At 65.0% G+C, this 14,888-nt stretch carries 16 protein-coding genes; 13 read left to right on the plus strand and 3 right to left on the minus strand.

Annotated features, from left to right (window positions below; genetic code table 11):
- Positions 1-55: 55 nt before the first annotated feature.
- The 11 genes from AC066S_RS01410 to AC066S_RS01460 all read left to right on the plus strand — a co-directional run bounded on the left by AC066S_RS01410 (position 56) and on the right by AC066S_RS01460 (position 10,032).
- Entirely contained in the window at positions 56-862 is an 807-nt protein-coding gene (locus AC066S_RS01410; RefSeq protein ID WP_164718821.1) for a response regulator, read from the plus strand.
- A 136-nt stretch (positions 863-998) separates the two neighbouring features.
- Complete coding sequence (locus tag AC066S_RS01415) at positions 999-1,613, plus strand: nuclear transport factor 2 family protein (RefSeq protein ID WP_478268731.1); 615 nt, start codon at positions 999-1,001, stop codon at positions 1,611-1,613.
- Between the two features lie 275 nt (positions 1,614-1,888).
- Entirely contained in the window at positions 1,889-2,323 is a 435-nt protein-coding gene (locus tag AC066S_RS01420) for a hypothetical protein (RefSeq protein ID WP_126259416.1), read from the plus strand.
- 123 nt (positions 2,324-2,446) lie between these two features.
- Entirely contained in the window at positions 2,447-4,324 is a 1,878-nt protein-coding gene (gene htpG / locus AC066S_RS01425) for a molecular chaperone HtpG (RefSeq protein ID WP_478268732.1), read from the plus strand.
- Positions 4,325-4,552: 228 nt separating this feature from the next.
- Positions 4,553-4,828 carry a DUF3551 domain-containing protein gene (locus tag AC066S_RS01430; protein WP_478268733.1) on the plus strand — a complete coding sequence of 92 codons (276 nt, stop codon included), beginning with the start codon at positions 4,553-4,555 and terminating at the stop codon, positions 4,826-4,828.
- A 31-nt stretch (positions 4,829-4,859) separates the two neighbouring features.
- Positions 4,860-5,123, plus strand: coding sequence for a DUF3551 domain-containing protein (locus AC066S_RS01435; RefSeq protein ID WP_478268734.1), 264 nt, complete (start codon positions 4,860-4,862; stop codon positions 5,121-5,123).
- A 303-nt stretch (positions 5,124-5,426) separates the two neighbouring features.
- Positions 5,427-7,232 carry a long-chain-acyl-CoA synthetase gene (locus AC066S_RS01440; RefSeq protein ID WP_478268735.1) on the plus strand — a complete coding sequence of 602 codons (1,806 nt, stop codon included), beginning with the start codon at positions 5,427-5,429 and terminating at the stop codon, positions 7,230-7,232.
- Positions 7,233-7,373: 141 nt separating this feature from the next.
- Positions 7,374-7,619, plus strand: coding sequence for an acyl carrier protein (locus AC066S_RS01445; RefSeq protein WP_028134192.1), 246 nt, complete (start codon positions 7,374-7,376; stop codon positions 7,617-7,619).
- Complete coding sequence (locus tag AC066S_RS01450; RefSeq protein ID WP_478268736.1) at positions 7,606-8,988, plus strand: class I adenylate-forming enzyme family protein; 1,383 nt, start codon at positions 7,606-7,608, stop codon at positions 8,986-8,988. Before AC066S_RS01445 ends, AC066S_RS01450 begins: the two co-directional genes overlap by 14 nt.
- Entirely contained in the window at positions 8,981-9,703 is a 723-nt protein-coding gene (locus AC066S_RS01455; protein ID WP_126259422.1) for an SDR family NAD(P)-dependent oxidoreductase, read from the plus strand. The genes AC066S_RS01450 and AC066S_RS01455 overlap by 8 nt, the downstream gene beginning before the upstream one ends.
- A gap of 125 nt (positions 9,704-9,828) precedes the next feature.
- On the plus strand, positions 9,829-10,032 hold the full coding sequence (locus AC066S_RS01460) for a hypothetical protein (protein ID WP_478268737.1): 204 nt from the start codon (positions 9,829-9,831) through the stop codon (positions 10,030-10,032).
- A 75-nt stretch (positions 10,033-10,107) separates the two neighbouring features.
- Here the strand turns inward: AC066S_RS01460 and AC066S_RS01465 are convergent, their stop codons facing one another.
- Positions 10,108-10,497 carry a hypothetical protein gene (locus AC066S_RS01465; protein WP_126259424.1) on the minus strand — a complete coding sequence of 130 codons (390 nt, stop codon included), beginning with the start codon at positions 10,495-10,497 and terminating at the stop codon, positions 10,108-10,110.
- 219 nt (positions 10,498-10,716) lie between these two features.
- Between AC066S_RS01465 and AC066S_RS01470 the strand changes: the two genes are divergently transcribed.
- On the plus strand, positions 10,717-11,862 hold the full coding sequence (locus AC066S_RS01470) for a DUF3095 domain-containing protein (protein ID WP_478268738.1): 1,146 nt from the start codon (positions 10,717-10,719) through the stop codon (positions 11,860-11,862).
- 84 nt (positions 11,863-11,946) lie between these two features.
- On the opposite strand, the gene AC066S_RS01475 is transcribed toward AC066S_RS01470, so the two are convergent.
- Together AC066S_RS01475 and AC066S_RS01480 are read right to left on the minus strand one after the other, a co-directional pair.
- Positions 11,947-13,332, minus strand: coding sequence for an MATE family efflux transporter (locus AC066S_RS01475; RefSeq protein ID WP_478268739.1), 1,386 nt, complete (start codon positions 13,330-13,332; stop codon positions 11,947-11,949).
- 81 nt (positions 13,333-13,413) lie between these two features.
- A complete protein-coding gene (locus tag AC066S_RS01480) occupies positions 13,414-13,941 on the minus strand; it encodes a GNAT family N-acetyltransferase (protein WP_126259427.1) in 528 nt (175 codons plus the stop codon).
- A 245-nt stretch (positions 13,942-14,186) separates the two neighbouring features.
- Here AC066S_RS01480 and AC066S_RS01485 point away from each other — a divergent pair, with 245 nt between their 5' ends.
- The gene (locus AC066S_RS01485; protein WP_028134201.1) at positions 14,187-14,783 is read left to right on the plus strand and encodes a superoxide dismutase; all 597 of its coding nucleotides are present in this window, start codon (positions 14,187-14,189) and stop codon (positions 14,781-14,783) included.
- Positions 14,784-14,888 lie beyond the last annotated feature (105 nt).

A 14,888-nucleotide genomic window follows, 5' to 3' on the forward strand; every position in this document is an offset into this window, starting at 1 on the left:
GGGAACCCGGGCCCCCCGCGTTGCCAGGTTTGGCCCGAAGATGAATGGAGTGGGGATGTCCCGTTCACAGCTCGTTGCCGAACACTTGCCGTTGTTGCGCCGGTACGCGCGCGCCCTGACGGGTAGCCAGGCATCCGGCGACGCCTATGTCGCAGCCATGCTGGAAGCCATGCTCGGAGATCCGTCGGTGCTCGACGAGAGCCATGGACCCCGCGTCGGGCTCTTCCGGCTGTTCACCCAGATCTGGAATTCGGTCTCCGTCAACGACGATTCGGAGGTGACGACCCTGCCGATGCCGCCGGAGCGGCGGCTGTCGAACATCACGCCGCTGCCGCGGCAGGCCTTCCTGCTGCTCTCGCTGGAGGGATTCTCGGAGGAGGAAGTCGCCTTCATCCTCGGCACCGACGTCGCGGAGACGCGGCGGCTGGCGGATACCGCCGGACGCGAGATGGCGGCCGAGATCGCGACCGACGTGCTGATCATCGAGGACGAGACCTTCATCGCCATGGACCTCGAGAGCCTGGTGAAGAATCTCGGCCACAACGTCGTCGGTGTCGCGCGCACCCATGCCGATGCGGTGGCGCTGGCCAAGAACAAGCGGCCCGGTCTGATCCTCGCCGACATCCAGCTCGCCGACGGCTCCTCAGGCCTCGACGCCGTCAACGAGCTGCTGCGCACCTTCGAGGTGCCGGTGGTGTTCATCACCGCCTATCCGGAGCGCTTCCTCACCGGCGAGCGTCCCGAGCCGGCGTTCCTGATCTCGAAACCGTTCCAGCCCGCGATGGTGTCGGCGGTGGCGAGCCAGGCCCTGTTCTTCCAGCGCAACTCGCGCAACCGCGCGCCGAGGGCGCCGGCGGCGTAAGGAAGGCGACCTTCGCGAAACGATCTGAACCGGCGTGCTGCAAGGCACGCCGGTTTTTCGTGCCGGTCGCCCGCCCTTGACGCGCATCGGCTACGCCGCTCATACCTCATGCATGATCCTCGTCGGAGACGTGCCCATGGACCAGCAACTGCTCGATCGTCTCGCCATCCGCGACCTCGTCGAGAACTGGGCGGTGTGGCGCGATGCCGGCGATTGGGAGCGGTTCGCCACGGTCTGGCACGAGGAGGGCTGGATGTCCGCCACCTGGTTTCAGGGGCCGGCGCGGGAGTTCATGCGCGTCAGCCAGGAGGGGTTTGCCAAAGGCGTGCGCATCCTGCATTTCCTCGGCGGCACCAGCATCGACCTCGCAGGCGCGCGGGCGATCGCCCAGACCAAGATGACGATCTCGCAGCGCGCCCCCGTGCACGACGTGCTCTGCGACGTCGTCTGCACCGGACGTTTCTACGATTTCCTGGAAAAGCGGCAAGACCAAACAGGAATTGGAAAATGGGGCATCGTCCGGCGCCAGCCGATCTACGAGAAGGACCGGATCGACCCGGTCGATCCCGCAGCATCCCTCCGCCTCGACCAGACCGCGCTCGCCGCGCTGCCCGAAGGCTATCGCCACCTCGCCTACATGCAGGAGCTGATCGGCTACAAGGTCAAGCGTGACATGCCAGGCCTGACCGGGCCCGAGGTCGAGAAGCTCTACGGCGAGGGGCGGGACTGGCTCGCGGGCAAGCCCCAATAACTCGAACCAAAGTGGGCCGCAGACAAAAGTAAGGCGCGACCGGCATCACCACAGTCGCGCCCTACGTCGCCGGCTTATGGGGCAGGGGGGAATAGCCGGCTGCAGAGACGACTCCTGTCCAGGCGAGTCGTTCCACGCCTTCCGAAATATTTTGCGAAATATTTTGCACGCTGCTGAGTTTGTCGGACACGGTTAAGTGATCGTGGCGGCCAAGAACCCCCGGTCCTCCCCTCGCGTTGTTCCCGCGATCGCCATGGGGCGAGGGACCGACAGCCATGTCACAGATTCATAAGGTATTTTTGAGCGCAATCGCGATTGTCGCAACGCTCGGCGCGGTGCAATTGGCCTCCGGCCACGATCTGGCCGACCGCTGGCAGGCGGTCGCCGATGTGCCCAGCCACAGCGCGAGCTTCGCCCCAGGTCACGCCCCAAGTCACAATGTCAATCGCGCCGGCAAAGCCGATCGCCTTGCCGAACTCAAGCCGGCCGCGGTTTCCACCCGCACCGTCTCGATGCGGCTGAACGACCTCGCCGCCACGTCGGTGCTGCTGCGGGTCCCGGCGGCGATCGAGACCGGCAACGCCAAGCCGCCAGCACTGCTCCAGAACCAGAAGAAGGTGCGCACCAAGCCGACGATCGCCTGCGAGCCGATGGTGAGCTCGCTGACCGAGGTCGCAAAGCTGCTCCAGCCCGGTCGTTGCGTGACCTGATCCGCCGAGCGAGCGAACAGATCGTCCTCCCGCCGGGAGGGCGATTTTTCACGTCCACTTGATCCCCTGTCGCCTCGCGTTATATCCCGGGTTTCTTCCCTTTCGTTTTGACCGGGTAAACGCATGACGACGTCAGACACGGCTGTGCATACGCAGCCCTTCCAGGCCGAGGTTTCCGAGCTTCTGCACCTCATGGTGCACTCCGTCTATTCCGAGACCGACATCTTCCTGCGCGAGCTCGTCTCCAACGCCTCCGACGCCTGCGACAAGCTGCGTTACGAGGCGATCGCCAGCCCGGCGCTGCTGGGCGAGGGCGACGCGCTCAAGATCCGCATCACCCCGAACAAGACGGCCAAGACGCTTACGATCGCCGACAACGGCATCGGCATGGAGCGGCAGGAGCTGATCGATCATCTCGGCACCATCGCCCGCTCCGGCACCAAGGCGTTCGTGTCGAAGCTGAAGGAGGCCAAGGACGGCCTCGGCCTGATCGGTCAGTTCGGCGTCGGCTTCTATTCCGCCTTCATGGTCGCAGAGAAGATCGTCGTGATCAGCCGCCGCGCCGGCGAGAGCGACGTCTGGACCTGGACGTCCTCCGGCGGCTCCGGCTTCGAGATCGCCCGCGCCAGCGACGAGGAGGCGGCGCGTGTGAGCCGCGGCACCGAGATCGTCCTGCACCTGAAGGACGAGGCCAGGAAATATCTCGAGGCCTTCGAGATCGAGCGCATCGTTCATGCCTATTCCGACAACATCCTGTTCCCGATCGAGCTCGTGCCGGAAGAAGGCGAGCCGCGCCAGATCAATTCGGCGAGCGCGCTGTGGCAGCGTTCGAAATCCGAGCTGACGCCCGAGGACTACAAGAAGGCCTATCAGCAGATCGCGTCCGCCTTCGACGATCCCGCGATGACGCTGCATTACCGTGCCGAAGGCCGCTACTCCTACGCCGTGCTGCTGTTTGCGCCATCGACCAAGCCGTTCGACCTGTTCGAGCCGAACCGCAAGGGTCGCGTGAAGCTTTACGTCCGCCGGGTCTTCATCACCGATGATGCCGATCTGTTACCGGGGTATCTGCGCTTCATCCGCGGCGTCGTCGACAGCGAGGATCTCCCGCTCAACATCTCCCGCGAGATGCTGCAGAACAATCCGCAGCTGACGCAGATCCGCAAGGCGGTGGCGACCCGGGTCGTGTCGGAGCTTGAAGGCCTCGCCGACAAGGACCCGGAGAATTTTGTCAAGATATGGGATGCGTTCGGGGCGGTGCTCAAGGAAGGCATCTACGAGGATTTCGAGCGGCGCGAAAAGCTGCTGGCATTGTCGCGCTTCACCACGACGTCGGGCGAGAAGCGCTCGCTGAAGCAGGTCATCGCCGATTTCAAGCCGAACCAGACCGAGATCTATTATCTCGTCGGCGACAGCATCGAGCGGCTGAAGTCCAATCCGCGGCTCGAGGCGGCAACCGCGCGCGGCATCGAGGTGCTGCTGCTGTCCGACCCCGTCGACGCCTTCTGGACCTCGATGCCGTCGGAGTTCGAGGGCAAGCCGCTGAAGTCGCTGAGCCAGGGCGATCTCAATCTCGACCTGATCCCGCGCATTGACGAGGCGGACGAGGCGAAGAAGGAGGAGCCGGCCGCGGATGAGGCCGCCACCGTCGCCGTGATCAAGGCCGCGCTCGGCGAGCGCGTCAGCGACGTCAAGGCCTCGACGCGCCTCACCAGCTCGGCCTCCTGCCTCGTCGCCGACAGCCAGGGGCCGAGCCGCGAGCTCGAGCGCATCCTGTCGCAGCAGGACCGCGGCCTGCGCACCAAGCCCATCCTCGAGATCAACCTGCGGCATCCGCTGGTGACGGCGATCACCAAGGCGCAAGACGGCTCGAAAACGGTCGACGATCTCAGCCTGCTCCTGCTCGAACAGGCGCAGATCCTGGACGGCGAATTGCCGGAGGACCCAGCGGCGTTTGCCGCGAGGCTGAACAGGCTGGTGTTGCAGGGGCTCGGCGCCTAAAGCGCGATGCGATTCGGATGAATCGTCATCGCGCTTTAGGTTGTTGTTTAAGCATGATCTTTTCGGAAAACCGCTGCGCACTTTTCCGGATCATGCTTTAGCGCCGCAGCCCGCAGCGCTCACCTTGCCGTCATCGGTCGCTAGGAACAGTCGCCGCCGGCCTCGTCTTATGCCATAGCAGGTCGTCGGCATCAGACCGGCCGACGCCGTCGATTCGGGATTAAGTCCATGCGCCTGTCGATTTTGACCCTCACCGCGATTGCCACGTTGTTCGTCGCGGCACCGGCCAATGCCCAGAGATACGACCCGCGCTATCCCGTGTGCATGCATGTTTACACCGACGGTGGTATCGGCGGCGGCAGTGGCGGTGATTATTTCGACTGCTCTTTCACCTCGATGCCGCAATGCCGGGCCACGGCGTCGGGGCGTGCGGCGAGCTGTGACGTCAATCCCTATTACGCGCCCGAGGAGCCGCCGCGCCGGCGCAACAAGAAGCCGCATTAGATCGTCGATGTGCCGCGCAGGAGCACCCTTCATGCGTCTCTGCTTGTACCCCATCATGGCCATCGCGACATTGCTCGCAGCCACCTCCTCGCATGCGCAGACCTACGATCCGCGCTATCCCGTCTGCATGCACGTCTATGCCGGTCGCGGCGGCCTGAATTGGTATGATTGCTCTTTCACCTCGATGCCGCAATGCCGCGCCACGGCCTCAGGCCGCTCCGCGACCTGCGATCTCAATCCGTATTATCAGTTCAATGCACCTTCGCAGCGCTCGCGTCACAAGCGCAGCGGCTAGCGGCCACTACGTCCGCCATCAAGCCAAACGCAAGCCGCTTGCGAAGATGACGTGAGCGCCAGCCGCATCCCTGGGGGTGGGATTGCGTGCTCGCAGGCAGCTAATCCTTTCTGTCCGGACAGCTCCGCCCATCTTGCGCCGGCGATCGGCCTGCGCTGACGGCTGCCGAAATCGTCGGCCTGGTAAAGGATGGCTAGCGTTAATCTCGCACTAACCGGGTTTTACCTTGTCCTTTAACACCTGGGCAGGGCGCGGGGGCTAAGCTTGGGGGCCAGCAGACACCTTCCGAAAGAATGAACGGCAATGACGAGCGCTGTCATCGAGCAACCGAAAGCCCGGCGCACCCCTTCGGCCTCAAAGATCTGGCTCAAGGCGATCGAGCTCACCGCTCGGATCGAGACGCTGCCGGGACGCCTGTTCGCCGACGTCATCGACGATTGGGCGCAGCGCCAGCCCGATCGCGTCGCGCTGCTCACGCATGAAACCAGCCTCGACTATGCGGGCCTGTCGAAACGCATCAATCGTTACGCGCGCTGGGCGCGCTCGGTCGGCGTGGCCAAGGGCGATGTCGTCGCCTTGATCATGCCGAACGGCATCGATTATCTCGCAGCGTGGCTCGGCATCAGCCGGGTCGGCGGCGTGGTCGCGCTTCTCAACACCAAGCTGGTCGGACCCTCGCTCGCGCATTGCATCGACGTCGCCAAGCCCTCCCACATCATCGTGGCTCATCAGCTGACGCAGATGTTGGAGGGAGCCGCGCCGCATCTGAAAATTCAGGCCAAGGTGTGGACGCATGGCGATGCCCGCGGCGACCGCACCATCGATGTCGCGCTTGCGGCGCTGGACGACGCGCCGCTGTCGCCGGAGGAGCACGGCGAGGTCACCATCGACGACCGCGCGCTGCTGATCTACACCTCGGGCACGACAGGCCTGCCGAAGGCCGCCAGCATCAGCCATCGCCGTATTCTCAATTGGGGTTTTTGGTTCGCCGGTCTCACCGGCGCGAGCCCGCAAGACCGGCTCTATGATTGCCTGCCGCTGTTCCACTCGGTCGGCGGCATCGTCGCGCCGTGCAGCATGCTCGCCGCCGGCGGCTCGGTGGTGATCGCCGAGAAATTCTCGGCCTCGCATTTCTGGTCCGACATCGTCCGTCACGACTGCACGTTGTTTCAATATATCGGCGAGCTCTGCCGGTACCTGCTCAGGGCTCCGCCCTCGGAATACGAGAACCGCCATCGTCTCCGCCTCGTTTGCGGCAACGGCCTGCGCGGCGACATCTGGGAAGACTTCCAGGCGCGTTTCGCCATTCCCCGTATCCTCGAATTCTATGCGGCGACGGAAGGCAATTTCTCGCTGTTCAACGTCGAGGGACAGCCGGGCGCGATCGGCCGCATCCCGCCGCTGCTGGCGCATCGCTTCCCTGCCAATCTCGTCAGGCTCGATCCCGACAGCGGCGCGCCGCTGCGCAACGAGGAGGGCTTTTGCATCGCCTGCGCCCGCGGTGAGGCCGGCGAAGCGATCGGCCGCATCGGTACCGCCGACGAGGGCGGAGGTCGCTTCGAGGGCTACACCGACGCCGGCGAAACCGAGAAGAAGATCCTGCGCGATGTGTTTGCCAGGGGCGATGCCTGGTTTCGCACCGGCGATCTGATGCGGATCGACGACAAGGGGTTCTTCCATTTCGTCGATCGGATCGGCGATACGTTCCGCTGGAAGGGCGAGAACGTCGCGACCTCCGAGGTGAACGAGGTGATGCGCGATTTCACCGGCGTGGTCGACGCCACCACCTACGGCGTCAGCATCCCCGGCGCCGATGGCCGCGCCGGCATGAGCGCGATCGTGGTGAACGAAGGGTTTGACATTGCGGCACTGCCCGCACATCTCGCGCAACGCCTGCCGGCCTATGCGCGCCCGGTCTTCGTCCGCATCTCCCGCGAGATCGATGCGACCGAGACGTTCAAGCAGAAGAAGGGCGATCTGTCGCGGGAAGGCTTCGATCCCGCCGCGATCCCCGACCCGCTGTTCATGGCGGACTCGAAACTCGGAGCCTATGTCCCGCTCGATGCCGAGGCCTATGCGGCAATCCTGGGCGGCTCGATCAGGCTGTAACCCCCGCCAAAATCGGCAGATAGGTCCAATTTTATCTGAATTGTCCAAGAAGCCATTTACTTCTCTCGGGTAAACAGGCCGCCATGGGGAGGCGGCCAGCAAGAGCCGCCGCAACACCAACGATAACAAAGCGAGCCAGCCATGTCGGTAAGGTCAAAGGTCATCGAGGCGATCCGGCAGATCGCCAAGGAGCAAAACGTCACGCTTCCGGAGCTGTCGGACGATCTGTCGCTGCACGAGACGGGCTTCGACTCGCTCGCCTTCGCCATCCTGGTGGCGCGTCTCGAGGATGACACCGGCGTCGATCCCTTCACCATTTCCGAGGACGCAGCGTTCCCTGCCACCGTGGGCGATTTCGTGCGGGCCTACGAAAATGTCCCCGCGTGAGATCTTTGCACTCCGCGACCATCTTGGCGCGGAGTTGAAAGGCCGCACGCTGTCCGATCCGCGGACCAGCGTCTCGCTGACCGACATCCTGTCGCAGACGGTCCTGGGCGGCCGGCTGCGCGAATTGTCGGGCCGCTCCGTGCTGCTCAAACTGGCCGACCAGCTCCGGTCGGGCCTTGCCATGATCGAGCTCGACGGCGTCGCGAGCCGCATGCTGTTGTGCCCGCCCGATCTCAACCCGGCACATCTCGACGCGCTGATCGCGGATGCCGGGATCGATGCCGTCGTCACCGACGAACCCGGTCGCTGGGCCGATTCCGGCGTATCGCTCGTCGTGACCGCGCAATTGCCGCTTGAAGCGACCGCGCCGGCCAAGACCGAGCGCGCCACGGAATGGCTGATGCTGACCTCGGGCACGTCCGGCGTGCCCAAGATCGTCGGTCACACGCTGGAAGCGCTGACCGGCGCCATCGTGGCCGAAGGCCCCGCGCGCGGACCTGCGCCGGTGTGGGCGACGTTCTACGACATCCGCCGCTATGGCGGCCTGCAGATCTTCCTTCGCGCCGTCCTCTCCGGCGGCTCGATGGTGTTGTCGGATCCGCATGAAGCGCTCGGCGATCACGTCGCGCGGCTGAAGGCGCGTGGTGTCTCGCACATCTCCGGCACGCCGTCGCACTGGCGCAAGCTCCTGATGAGCGGTTCGGCCACGCAATTCGCCCCGGCTTACGTCCGCCTTTCCGGTGAAATCGCAGACCAGGCGGTGCTCGACGGATTGAAGGCGGCATTCCCCAATTCCTCCGTCGGTCACGCCTATGCCTCGACCGAGGCCGGCGTCGGCTTCGCCGTGAATGACGGGCTGGAAGGCTTTCCGGCCGACTACCTCGGCAATCGCAACGGCGTCGAGATGAAGGTGGTCGACGGCTCGCTCCGAATCCGTTCGACGCGCACCGCGCATGCCTATGTCGGCCGCAGCGCCACGGCGCTCACCGATGACGACGGCTTCGTCGACAGCGGCGACATCGTCGAGCTGCGCGGCGACCGCTATTATTTCGTCGGCCGCCGCGGCGGCATCATCAATATCGGCGGGCTGAAGGTTCACCCCGAGGAGATCGAGGCGGTGATCAACCGTCATCCCGACGTGCGGATGTCGCGGGCCAAATCGCGCAAGAGTCCGATCACCGGCGGCATCGTCGTCGCCGACGTGGTCCTGGCCGACGGCACCGATCAGGCGCGCGCGAAGGAGATCCGCGACCAGATCCTGGCTCAGTGCCGTGCGCAGCTGGCCTCGCATAAGGTGCCGGCGGTGATCCGCTTCGTCGAGACGCTCGATGTCACCCCGGCCGGCAAGCTGGCGCGCACCGATGCATAACGTTCTCGTCACCGGCGGCAGCCGCGGCATTGGTCTGGCGATCGGCAGACGCCTGGTCGGTGCCGGCTACAACGTGATCGCAGTGGCGCGGCGCGCGAGCGAGGAGCTCGAGGGCGCAATCGCCGAATCCGAGGGCCGGCTGCATTTCCGAGCCTGCGACCTTGCCGTGATCGACGCCATCCCGGCTTTTGCAAAGCTCGTGCGCGACGAGTTCGGCCCGGTCTACGGCCTCGTCAACAATGCCGGCCTCGGGACCGAAGGCCTGCTCGCCACCATGCACAATTCCGAGATCGAGGCGCTGGTGCAGCTCAACGTGCTGTCGCCGATCATCCTCACCAAATACGTGGCGCGGCAGATGATGGCAGACGGCGCCGGCCGCATCATCAACATCTCCTCGATCATTGCGACGACCGGCTATAATGGCCTGTCCGTCTATGGTGCGACCAAGGCGGCTGCCACCGGCTTCACCCGCTCGCTGGCGCGCGAGGTCGGCAAGGTCGGCATCACCGTGAATGCGATCGCACCGGGCTTCATCGACACCGAGCTCACCCACAATCTGTCCGACGAGGGGCGCAAGCGCATCGCCGGACGCAGCGCGCTGCGCCGCCTGCCGGAGACGGACGACGTCGCGCGCATGGTGGAATATCTGCTGGGGGATGGCGGCCGCAACGTCACCGGGACCGTGTTCACCGTCGATGCGGGCAACACGGCATAGCGGAACCCGGCCGGCATGATTGCGTTGATCGGGGGCAATGACATTCCGCCCGATTTGGTCGTAACATACCTCGCAATCGATTGGGTTACGTCAATCGATCTGCCCTAATCGACAGGGAGCAGTCCATGGCCATGCCAAACACGACCGCTTCAATCCGGAGCCGGACGGAGCAAGCCCAGCCGGACGTTGTCCATTGCCCGCCGATGGCGCATCAGAATTCCGGCGCTCACGGCTATGAGATGTACCCGCAGCAATTCGTCCGTCTGGTCGGCTGCCATGACGCGTCTCTCGACACCTCGCGCAAGCGTGAGGATGAGAAACTGCACTGAAGCGCTTTAGGCTGTTGTTTAAGCATGATCTTTTCGGAAAACCGCTGCGTACTTTTCCGGATCATGCTTTGGCCGTCACGTCCGGTGCTTCGGCGGGTCCTTCGGCAGGTCAATTCGTTCGTGTGAAAATTCGGGCGGTCCTTCGGTGAGGCGGCGGATGCGGCGCTCGCGCTCGTCCTCCGGCAACGCGGGATCGAGCAGCGTTTCGATCTCGTGGACTGCGATCTCCTCGATCCGAGTGGCGTCCGAGGCGACCGGATGCACCGACGGGACCACCGGCGGCGCGAACTTCAGGCCCAGCTCGATCAGTTTGCAGATGGCATCCGAGCGGGTCAGGCGATGGGCTTCAGCCCAGGCATCGACGGCTTCCGTCAATCTCTCGGGCATCTTGACCGCGCTGATCGGGTCGACGCCCGTGCGCCGCCGGACCGGAGAGGTGGAGTCCCTATCGCCGAAGTCGGACACCTTCGATCATCCCATGCAAGGCCGTGGAGCTGAACGAGGATAGTCGCACTTCTCGGCGGGCCGTTTGATGCCGATCAATGACCCCTGCGGCATTGCCGGGGGCCGCATCTTGTCGTTCCGGCCCATTTCGGCCAAATGATTGAAAGGGGCCGCCGGCCGGCGAACCCGGATCGATCTTGCCACGTATCTGTCGCGCATTCCAACCATCCGGCATCCCCGATGACCTCAGGCGAATCCTTCTATGGTGGCATTCCCGTCTTCCGCGGCTTCACCAGCCTGATGGATCCTGCGCTCTATGCGCCGCTTCCGGAGGACTGGAGCATCGGCGTTGCCGACATCGTCGATTCCACCAAGGCGATCGCGGCGCAGCGCTACAAGGCGGTCAACATGGCCGGCGCGGCCGTGATCGCGGCAGTGACGAATGCCCTGGAGGGACGCGAATTCCCCTTCGTGTTCGGCGGCGACGGCGCAAGCTTTGCGGTCGCGCCCGGCGATCTCGATGCGGCGCGCGACGCGCTCGCCGCGACCGCCACCTGGGTGCGGGAGGATCTCGACCTGAGGATGCGGATCGCGCTGGTGCCGGTGAGTGCCATCCGCGCGCAGGGCCTCGACGTGCGTGTCGCGCGCTTTGGTCCGTCGGCGAACCTGTCCTATGCGATGTTCTCCGGCGGCGGACTCGCCTTTGCCGACGCGGCGATGAAGCGCGGCGAGTTCGCGCTCGCCGAGGCGCCGGCGGGCACGCAGCCCGACCTGTCCGGACTGTCCTGCCGCTTCGAGATGATGCCCGCCTCGCGCGGGCTGATCCTGTCGGTGCTGGTGATGCCGGCGCGCGGCGCCGATCCGCATGCCTTCCGCAAGGTGATCGAGGACGTCATCCATCTCGTCGAGCGCAGCCCGGACGGCGCCCGTCCGGTGCCGCCGCAGGGACCGCCGCTGAAATGGCCGCCGCAGGGGCTGGACTACGAAGCCCGCACCAGGCGCGGCGGCCCGCTGCTTGCGCGCCGAGCCAGCGTGCTGGCCTATACGCTGTTCGCCTATCTGATCATGCGCTTCGACATCAAGGTCGGCGGTTTCGTGCCCAGCCTCTACAAGCGCCAGGTCGTCGAGAACTCGGACTTCAGGAAGTATGACGACGGCCTGCGCATGATTCTCGACTGCACCCCGCAGCTCGAGCGCGCGTTGAGCGATCGCCTCGCGGCCGCCGCCCGCGACGGCATCGTGCGTTATGGCCTCCATCAGCAGGACGCTGCGATGATGACCTGCTTCACGCCCTCGGCGCTGCGTAGCGACCACGTGCACTTCATCGACGGCGCCCGGGGCGGCTATGCCTCGGCAGCGACGGCGCTGAAGGCGATGACGGCGTAGCCGATTCCGGTGTCCCGGACGCTTGGCGAGCGCGGGATGTGAGTCCTCTCTCGGTGGCACATTCCTGCGCTTACTTGCCCGCGCTCATTTGCCCCAGCGCGCGAACGCGACCGAGGCCGCGGTCGACAGGCCGAATACGACCATGGCGCCGCCGACCAGCGCGAACAAGGTCCAGGCCGGCGCCTGCGCCGTCATGAGGCCGATGCCGCCGATCGCGACGATGAGAAGCCGCGCGGTGGAGGCGAGCACCGGTCCGCCGACGCGCGCCGCGCCTTGGGACGAGAAGTAGAGCGACACGCCTACGCCGAAGAACACGAACGCCGGACCGGCCCAGTGGAAATAGCTGTGCGCCGCGGCCGTGACGCCGGGATCTTGCGTAAAGAGTGCAACCCACAGCGCGGGATCGAGCGCGATGACGAGCCCGATCAGGCCGACCGTGAGTCCGGAGGCCGCCGCCGCGGTCCAGGCGACACGCCGCGCCCGCTTCAACTGTCCGGCGCCTATCGCCAGGCCGACCATCGGCACCGAGGCGATGCCGAAGGCGAAGGTGATCGGGATCAGCAGGAATTCCAGCCGCGAGCCGATGCCGTAACCGGCCAGCATCTCGGTGCCGAAGGTCGCCAGGATCTTCGTGAAGATCAAAATCGTGAGCACGGTCTGGAGCGGCGACAGGCAGGCCACCGCGCCGACCTTGAGAATGTCCAGGAACATCGCGCGCTCGAAATGGAAGGCGCGGAAGTCGAGCTGCAGCCGGCTGCGGCCGGACCATAGATACCAGAGGAAGAAGACCGCCGCGCAACTGAACGCGATCAACTGGCCGCTGGCGACGCCGGGCATGCCGAATTGCGTCACGCCGAACAGGCCGAGACCCAGCGTGCCGCCGAGCACGACCTGGAGCACGCTCGCTCCGATCAGCGTCATCGACGGCAGGCGCATGTCGCCGGTGCCGCGGATCACCGAGGCCAGCGTGTTGACGAGCCAGATCGCGACCGCACCGGAGAACAGCACCTGCGAATAGCCGCTGGCTTCCTCCAGGACGCGGTCGCGGCCGCCGAGCAGGGTGAAGAACCAGCGGCCGAAGACGAGCATCATCACCGTGAAGAACAGCCCGCCGCAGAGGCCGATGATGGCCGCATGCAGCGCCAGCGTGGCGGCGCGGTCACGATCCCCGGCGCCGAGGGCGCGGCTGATCGCGGAGGATACCCCGCCGCCCATCGCGCCCGCGCTCATCATCTGCGTCAGCATTGCGAACGGAAACACCAGCGCGATCGCGGCGAGCGGGATGGTGCCGAGCCGGCCGATATAGGAGGTCTCGGCGATCGCGACCAGCGTGCTGCCGACCATCGCAATCATGTTGGGGATCGCGAGCCGCAGCAGCGTCGGCAGGATCGGCGCCGTCAGCAGGCTCGCAATGGGGGAGGCGATCGGCCCCCGCGGCGGGACGGCGTCTAGGGGAGCGTCGATCGTCATGTTCACCGGGTGGAATATTAAATGATGATTGACATATTAAAGCGCGCGGGGCGGCCGGCCCAGCCCTCGCTCACGCAGGGCTCACCAGGGCAGGCCGCATAGGTCGATGGTGCCCAGCGTCGGGGCGCGGACGATGTTGAAGACGTAGGGCGCCATGTGGGTGAAGCGGATCCGCCCCTCCGGCTGTTCGCAATAAACCTCACCCTTGAAGGGCAGCCAGCTCCGGGTCTCGTAGAACGCGAAATTGTGGGGCTCGCAAAACAACAGCGCGAAGCGAACGGCCTCGTTGGCCCTGATGGTGTGCACGGCCGCGTCGAGCGCCACGGTCGCATAGCCGCGGCCGCGCCGGTCCTCCCGGGTGCAGACCCCGCCGATGCCGCCGATATGGACCTTCTGCCCATTCCAAGTGACGGTGCGGAAGTAGATGCCGACATGGCAGACCAGGCCATCCTCGGGCGTCTCGATCAGCACGCGGAGGTCCGCATTGGCCCATTTGACGTGAGCCCAGGACGGCTTCTCCGCCGCATCGTGGTCCCAGACCGCGCTGAGCAGCGGCTTTGCGATCGGCCACGAAGCGTCGCCGTTCAGAATGTCGATCTCAATGCTCATGGCTTTGTCTTTCGCAAGGTCCGTGCGTGGGGCATTCGTTCTGCCATAAGCGCCTCAAAGGCAATGATATTTTGCATCGAGCCACCAGGACCGCGGAGGTCTTCGCGTGCTGCGACGATTTTATGCAATCGAGCCAAGCGTCCCCGTCACGCGTTTTCGAAATTCTGAGGTATTTAACGGCCACGGAACCTTCTATAAGGGGTGACCGTTAGAACTCGTTCCCCACCAGTTGCGGACAAGAACCCATGACCTTTACGCTGCCCCCACTCCCTTACGCCTATGACGCCCTCGGCCAGTACATGTCGAAGGAGACGCTGGAATTCCACCACGACAAGCATCATCAGGCCTACGTCACCAACGGCAACAACGCGCTCAAGGGAACCGAATGGGAAGGCAAGTCCCTTGAGGAGATCGTCAAGGGCTCGTTCGGCAAGAACCCCGCGGTGTTCAACAATGCCGGCCAGCACTACAACCACATCCACTTCTGGAGCTGGATGAAGCCCAATGGCGGCGGCACCAAGCTGCCGGGCAAGCTCGAGAAGAAGATCAACGAGGACCTCGGCGGCTTCGAGAAGTTCAAGACCGACTTCCAGGCGGCCGGCGTCGGCCAGTTCGGCTCCGGCTGGTGCTGGCTCCAGGTCAAGAACGGCAAGCTCGAGATCTCCAAGACCCCGAACGGCGAGAATCCGCTGGTGCATGGCGCCACCCCGATCCTCGGCTGCGACGTCTGGGAGCACTCCTACTACATCGACTATCGCAACCGCCGTCCCGATTATCTCAAGGCGTTCGTCGAGAACCTCGTGAACTGGGAATACGTGGAGTCCCTGTTCGAGAAGGCGTGAGCCTGTCATTCCGGGGCGCGCGAAGCGCGAGCCCGGAATCCATTTATCCGTTCGGGTGACGCCCGATGGATTCCGGGCTCGGCGCTGATGCGCCGCCCCGGAATG

Source organism: Bradyrhizobium sp. CFUWI (genome assembly GCF_056429085.1).